Annotated in this window: 4 protein-coding genes and 1 pseudogene; 4 read left to right on the forward strand and 1 reads right to left on the reverse strand. The window is 70.9% G+C overall.

From position 1 onward, the window contains the following. Nucleotides 1-70 precede the first annotated feature (70 nt). Nucleotides 71-3,481, forward strand: a pseudogene (locus ACWD3D_RS31185) (multifunctional oxoglutarate decarboxylase/oxoglutarate dehydrogenase thiamine pyrophosphate-binding subunit/dihydrolipoyllysine-residue succinyltransferase subunit); the annotation flags it as partial. Between the two features lie 150 nt (nucleotides 3,482-3,631). Continuing rightward, the gene (locus ACWD3D_RS31190; RefSeq protein ID WP_365926476.1) at nucleotides 3,632-3,817 is read left to right on the forward strand and encodes a DUF6104 family protein; all 186 of its coding nucleotides are present in this window, start codon (nucleotides 3,632-3,634) and stop codon (nucleotides 3,815-3,817) included. A gap of 94 nt (nucleotides 3,818-3,911) precedes the next feature. Here ACWD3D_RS31190 and ACWD3D_RS31195 read toward each other — a convergent pair whose 3' ends face one another. Beyond that, nucleotides 3,912-4,757, reverse strand: a complete 846-nt coding sequence (locus ACWD3D_RS31195; protein WP_451464103.1) for a hypothetical protein — start codon at nucleotides 4,755-4,757, stop codon at nucleotides 3,912-3,914. 160 nt (nucleotides 4,758-4,917) lie between these two features. Here ACWD3D_RS31195 and ACWD3D_RS31200 point away from each other — a divergent pair, with 160 nt between their 5' ends. Then, the gene (locus ACWD3D_RS31200; RefSeq protein WP_451464104.1) at nucleotides 4,918-5,775 is read left to right on the forward strand and encodes a DUF4097 family beta strand repeat-containing protein; all 858 of its coding nucleotides are present in this window, start codon (nucleotides 4,918-4,920) and stop codon (nucleotides 5,773-5,775) included. Nucleotide 5,776: 1 nt separating this feature from the next. Further along, nucleotides 5,777-6,949, forward strand: a complete 1,173-nt coding sequence (locus ACWD3D_RS31205; RefSeq protein WP_451464105.1) for a helix-turn-helix transcriptional regulator — start codon at nucleotides 5,777-5,779, stop codon at nucleotides 6,947-6,949. Nucleotides 6,950-7,055 lie beyond the last annotated feature (106 nt).

The following is a 7,055-nucleotide window of genomic DNA, read 5'->3' on the forward strand; positions in this document are numbered from 1 at the left end:
CTCGGGCATCCCGCCGAGGTTGTCGGCCGTCCAGACGCGCTTGCACTCGGAGAGGGCGAAGTAGCCGAGTGCGTGGTCGCCCGCCAAGGCCGCTCCGGCGACCGAGTCGACCGGCGGACCCGAGTACGTAACGCTGCGCGGCCCCTCGGCCGCCGTCGCGAAGAACATGAACGCCTCGCTGGAGCTGCCGACGGCCACGTCCGTCCGCGCCGTCCCGGTGAAGCTGCTCTTCGACAACCGCATCGTCATCAACAACCACCTCAAGCGCGCCCGCGGCGGGAAGATCTCCTTCACGCACCTCATCGGGTACGCGATGGTGCAGGCCCTCAAGGCCATGCCGTCGATGAACCACTCCTTCACGGAGAAGGACGGCAAGCCGACCCTGGTCAAGCCGGAGCACGTCAACCTCGGTCTGGCCATCGACCTGGTCAAGCCGAACGGTGACCGCCAGCTCGTGGTCGCGGCCATCAAGAAGGCCGAGACGCTCAACTTCTTCGAGTTCTGGCAGGCGTACGAGGACATCGTCCGCCGCGCCCGCATCGGCAAGCTGGGCATGGACGACTTCACCGGAGTCACCGCCTCGCTGACCAACCCCGGCGGCATCGGCACCGTCCACTCGGTGCCCCGCCTGATGCCCGGACAGGGCCTCATCATGGGCGTCGGCGCGATGGACTACCCGGCGGAGTTCCAGGGCACTTCGCAGGACACCCTGAACAAGCTCGGTATCTCGAAGGTCATGACGCTGACCTCGACCTACGACCACCGGGTCATCCAGGGTGCCGCCTCAGGCGAGTTCCTGCGCGTGCTCAGCCAGCTGCTGCTCGGCGAGAACGGCTTCTACGACGAGATCTTCGAGGCGCTGCGCATCCCCTACGAGCCGGTCCGCTGGCTCAAGGACATCGACGCCTCGCACGACGACGACGTCACCAAGGCCGCACGGGTCTTCGAGCTGATCCACTCCTACCGGGTCCGCGGCCACGTCATGGCCGATACCGACCCGCTGGAGTACCGCCAGCGCAAGCACCCCGACCTGGACATCACCGAGCACGGCCTCACCCTGTGGGACCTGGAGCGCGACTTCGCGGTCGGCGGTTTCGCCGGCAAGTCGATGATGAAGCTCCGTGACATCCTCGGTGTGCTCCGTGAGTCGTACTGCCGCACCACCGGCATCGAGTTCATGCACATCCAGGACCCGAAGCAGCGCAAGTGGCTCCAGGACCGGGTCGAACGTCCGCGCTCGCAGCCCGAGCGCGAGGAGCAGCTGCGCATCCTCCGCCGCCTCAACGCGGCCGAGGCCTTCGAGACCTTCCTGCAGACGAAGTACGTCGGCCAGAAGCGGTTCTCCCTGGAGGGCGGCGAGTCCGTCATCCCGCTGCTCGACGCCGTCATCGACTCCGCCGCCGAGGCCCGCCTCGACGAGGTCGTCATCGGTATGGCCCACCGCGGCCGTCTGAACGTCCTGGCGAACATCGTCGGCAAGTCGTACGCGCAGATCTTCCGCGAGTTCGAGGGCAACCTCGACCCGCGTTCGATGCACGGCTCCGGCGACGTGAAGTACCACCTGGGCGCCGAGGGCACCTTCACCGGTCTGGACGGTGAGCAGATCAAGGTCTCGCTCGCCGCGAACCCCTCGCACCTGGAGGCGGTCGACCCGGTCCTGGAGGGCATCGCCCGCGCCAAGCAGGACATCATCAACAAGGGCGGCACGGACTTCACGGTCCTGCCCGTCGCCCTGCACGGGGACGCGGCCTTCGCCGGCCAGGGTGTCGTCGCCGAGACGCTCAACATGTCGCAGCTGCGCGGCTACCGCACCGGTGGCACCGTGCACGTGGTGATCAACAACCAGGTCGGCTTCACCGCCGCCCCGGAGTCCTCGCGCTCCTCGATGTACGCCACCGACGTGGCGCGCATGATCGAGGCGCCGATCATCCACGTCAACGGTGACGACCCGGAGGCCGTGGTCCGCGTCGCGCGCCTCGCCTTCGAGTTCCGTCAGGCGTTCAACAAGGACGTCGTCATCGACCTCATCTGCTACCGCCGCCGCGGTCACAACGAGGGCGACAACCCGGAGTTCACCAACCCGCAGATGTACACCCTGATCGACAAGAAGCGTTCGGTGCGCAAGCTCTACACCGAGTCGCTCATCGGTCGCGGCGACATCACGCTGGAAGAGGCCGAGCAGGCGCTCCAGGACTTCCAGGGCCAGCTGGAGAAGGTCTTCGCGGAGGTCCGCGAAGCCACCTCGCAGTCGGCGGCCCCGCACGTCCGTGAGCCGCAGGCGGCCTTCCCGGTGGCCGTGGACACCTCGGTCTCCTCCGAGGTCGTCAAGCGGATCGCCGAGTCCCAGGTCAACATCCCGGAGCACATCACGGTGCACCCGCGCCTGATGCCGCAGATGCAGCGCCGTGCCGCTTCGGTGGAGAACGGCACGATCGACTGGGGCATGGGCGAGACCCTCGCCATCGGTTCGCTGCTGATGGAGGGCACCCCGGTCCGGCTCGCCGGCCAGGACACCCGCCGCGGCACCTTCGGCCAGCGCCACGCGGTGCTGGTCGACCAGGTGACCGGCGAGGACTACACCCCGCTGCTCTACCTCACCGAGGACCAGGCCCGTTACAACGTCTACGACTCGCTGCTCAGCGAGTACGCGGCGATGGGCTTCGAGTACGGCTACTCGCTGGCCCGCCCGGAGTCGCTGGTCGTCTGGGAAGCGCAGTTCGGTGACTTCGTCAACGGCGCGCAGACCGTCGTGGACGAGTTCATCTCGTCGGCCGAGCAGAAGTGGGGCCAGACGTCCGGCGTCACCCTGCTGCTGCCGCACGGTTACGAGGGCCAGGGCCCGGACCACTCGTCCGCCCGCCCGGAGCGCTTCCTCCAGATGTGCGGCCAGGACAACATGACGGTCGCCATGCCGACCCTGCCGTCGAACTACTTCCACCTCCTGCGGTGGCAGGTGCACAACCCGCACCACAAGCCGCTGATCGTCTTCACCCCGAAGTCGATGCTCCGCCTCAAGGCGGCGTCCTCGTCGGTGGAGGAGTTCACCACCGGCGGCTTCCGCCCGGTGATCGGCGACGCGTCGGTGAGCCCCGAGAACGTCCGCAAGGTCGTCTTCTGCGCCGGCAAGCTGTACTACGACCTCGACGCCGAGCGCCAGAAGCGTGGCGACACGGAGACCGCGATCATCCGGCTGGAGCGCCTGTACCCGCTGCCGGGTGCGGAGCTCCAGGCCGAGATCGCCAAGTACCCGAACGCCGAGAAGTACCTCTGGGCGCAGGAGGAACCGGCGAACCAGGGTGCGTGGCCGTTCATCGCGCTCAACCTGATCGACCACCTGGACCTGGCCGTCGGCGCCGACGTCCCGCACCACGAGCGTCTGCGCCGCATCTCGCGGCCGGCAGGCTCGTCGCCGGCCGTCGGTTCGGCCAAGCGCCACCAGGCGGAGCAGGCTCAGCTGGTCGCCGAGGTCTTCGAGGCCTGACCGGCAGCGGTACCCGCTCGACGACAGGGACCGGCCCCCACCAGCACCGCGGTGGGGGCCGGTCCCTGTTCCCGTGCTGCTGTGTGGCGGGGGCCGGGGGCGCCCTACCCTGAGTGGAGAACATCCGCAGGCAGGCATCAGGAGCACGTTGTGTATTTCACCGACCGGGGCATCGAGGAGCTGGAGAAGCGGCGCGGCGAGGAGGAGGTCACCTTCGAGTGGCTGGCCGAGCAGCTGCGTACCTTCGTCGACCTCAACCCCGACTTCGAGGTGCCGGTCGAGCGGCTGGCGACCTGGCTGGCACGTCTGGACGACGACGAAGAGGACGACGAGTGACGTGACGCGGCCGGTGGGGCTTTCCGGTCCGTAAGGCCACCGGGCCCCGCCCGGCGGCCCGGGGCCCGGGGCCCGGTCGGAGCGGGCTGCCCGTTCACCGGCCCGGCAGCGCCTCGCGTACCGCCGCCCGGGCCCTGACCTCGTTGTACGCGAGTCCCAGCACCCCCTGCGCGAGCAGGATCCCGCCCGCCGCCGTCCAGCCGCCACTGCGGCGGAACGCCCCCCACAGGGCCAGTGGGGCGCCGACGAGCACCTGCGTGGTGGCCACCGCACGCGCGCGGGGTCCGAGCATCCAGGGGCCGAGGCCGCTGCTCTCCACGGCGTCGAGTTCCACGCGCACGGCGTCCCGCCAGCCCGCCCACTCGATCCGTCCGGTGCCCGGCAGCGCCCGGGCCGCCTCCCGCAGTTCCTCGGTGCTCCGGCCCGGTTCCAGTCCCGGCCGAAGCTCCACTCCGGTACGGGTGAGCAGGCCGAGCAGCGTCCGCAGCCGCGCACAGCCGTCCGCGTGCGGGTCGGGGCGGGTCAGGGTCTGCAGCGCCTGTACGTCGAGCACCGGGTCGAGATCCAGCCGTGCCGCGAACGTGGTCATCGCCTCGTCCTCGCCGACCGCGGTGCCGTCCGCCAGCCAGACGTATCCGACCGGGCGGCGGAAGCCCGACGCGAGCACGCAGCCGGCCCGGGTGGCGTCCCACCAGAGCGCGACGACCGGCCAGGTGGAGGAGACCGCGAGAGCCGCCGCCCAGCCCGTCAGTACCCGGTCGACCGGTTCGGCGGGTTCGGCGGGCGTGTCCCGCCAGGCCCGTCCCTCCGGCACCAGCACGCTCCACTCCTCACCGGCCGGGATGAGGAGCATGCGTTCGCGCAGGAGGTGGGCCAGGGGCCGCACGGTCTCGGGGTCCGCCCGGCACAGCAGCAGAGCTCCCACGGGTGTCGCGTTCATGCCTCACACGCTAGGGCAATTCATCAGGGTATGAGCCGTTTTGGTGCTTACGCGGCACCCCGGACAGCCCTCCGCCCTTGACTCCACCGATCCGCGATATATCGTGTTCCGGAGAGACGCGATATGTTGCGTCGTGCCACGCTCTCTGGAGGTCACACCCATGCCTGTGTCGACGTGGACCGTCGCCGAGCCACTGAAACTCGCCTTCGCCGAGCAGGTGACCGCGCTCAGGGTGCGGGTCGTCAACGGCACCGTCAACGTGGTCGGCTCCGAGGAGCCCGAGGCCCGACTGGAAGTCTCGTCCATCGACGGCCCGCCGCTCATCGTCACCTTCGACGACGGCGTCCTGTCGGTGACCTACGAGGACCTGCCCTGGAAGAGCTTCCTCAAGTGGCTCGACCGCAACGGCCGTTCCCGCAGCGCCGCGGTCACCCTGGCGATACCCGCCTCCGCGTCCGTCGAGGTCGGCGTCGTCGGTGCCGGGGCGTTCGTCTCGGGCATCCGGGGCCGTACCGACGTACGCGGCGTCACCGGCGACACCACCCTTGTCGCGCTCGCCGGGGAGGTCCGCGGCGAAACGGTCTCCGGCGGCCTGGAGGCGCAGGCCGTCACGGGCGACCTCCGCTTCAAGTCGGTCTCCGGCGATCTCACCGTGGTGGAGGGCGCGGGCACCTCGGTGCGCGCCGATTCGGTCAGCGGCGACATGGTGCTGGACCTCGACGCCTCCGGAGCGCCGACCGACATCCGGCTCGCCACGGTCTCCGGCGCCATCGCGATCCGGCTGCCCCACCCGGCGGACGCCCGGGTCGAGGCGAACACGGCGAGCGGCGCCGTCTCCAACGCCTTCGAGGACCTGCGGGTCGGCGGCCAGTGGGGCGCGAAGAAGATCACCGGCACGCTGGGCGCCGGTACGGGCAGGCTCAAGGCGACGACCGTGTCCGGCTCGATCGCGCTGCTGCGCCGCCCGCCGTCCGAGGACGAACCGTACGTTGCCGAGCCGACCGGAAAGGCGCTCTGACATGCCCCCCGTATTCGCCCACGGCCGCCTGCGCCTCTACCTGCTGAAGCTGCTCGACGAGGCGCCGCGCCACGGTTACGAGGTGATCCGGCTGCTGGAGGAACGCTTCCAGGGCCTGTACGCCCCGTCCGCCGGCACGGTCTACCCCCGGCTGGCCAAGCTGGAGGCGGAGGGACTGGTCACCCACGCGACGGAAGGCGGCCGGAAGGTCTACTCGATCACCGACGCGGGCCGCGCCGAACTCGCCGGCCGCACCGGCGAACTCGCCGATCTGGAGCTGGAGATCCGGGAGTCCGTCTCCGAGCTGGCCGCCGAGATCCGCGAGGACGTCCGGGGCGCGGCCGGCAAGCTGCGCAGCGACATGCGCGCCGCCGCGTCCGCCTCCCGCCACCGGCCGGACTCCGGTGGACCCGGCGGCGCCAGAAGCGACTGGGAGTCCCTCATCGGCGATCTGGGAGACCTCGCGAAGGTGGGAAACCTGGGCGACTTCACGGAGAAGGACGCCTGGCGCAAGGCCAAGGAGGAGTTGCGCCAGGCCAAGCAGGAATGGAAGGAGCAGGCGCGCCGGGCGAAGGACGAGTCGCGGCGCGCCCGCGAGGACGCGCAAGCGGCCCGCCGCCAGGCGAAGGAGGCCGACGAGCGGGCCCGCGAGCAGATGCGGAACGCCGCCCGCCAGGTGCAGGAGCACTTCGCGCGGGGCGACTGGCCCGCCGGGGTCCGCGACGGCCTGGCAGAGATCACCGGCCACCTCGCCGGCCTCGCCAAGACCGGCACCTGGCCGCCGGCCGACCGCACCGAGCACACACGCCCCCAGGGCACGGGGGCCCGGCCGACGGATCAGGAGCGTCCACGTCCGGACGGGACGGCCTCGGACGCGGCGACCTCGGACGCGGCGACCTCGGACGGGACGGCCGCCTCCCGTACGGCGCCCGGCCCCTCGCCCGACTGGGCCTCGGACGTGCAGGTCACGGGCGATCCGGCCCGCGACCTGGACCGGCTGCTGGACCGTTTCCGCGACGACATCCGCGACACCGCCCGCGACCGGGGCGTCACGGACGTGCAGGTGGCCGAGGCCCGTTCCCACCTCGCCACGGCGGCCTCCCGCGTCGACGCGCTGCTGCGCGGCGACGGCCCGCCCGACGGAGACGACCCGAAGGACCTGCGCAGAGCCTGAGGGACCTTCACGCGGAGAGGCCGCCACCCTGCGCCGCGTCGTCGAGGGTGACCTGGCCGAGCACCCGGTGGTCGACGTCCATCGTGGTGACGCGCAGCTCCTCGGC

This window comes from Streptomyces sp. NPDC002690, from assembly GCF_053592415.1.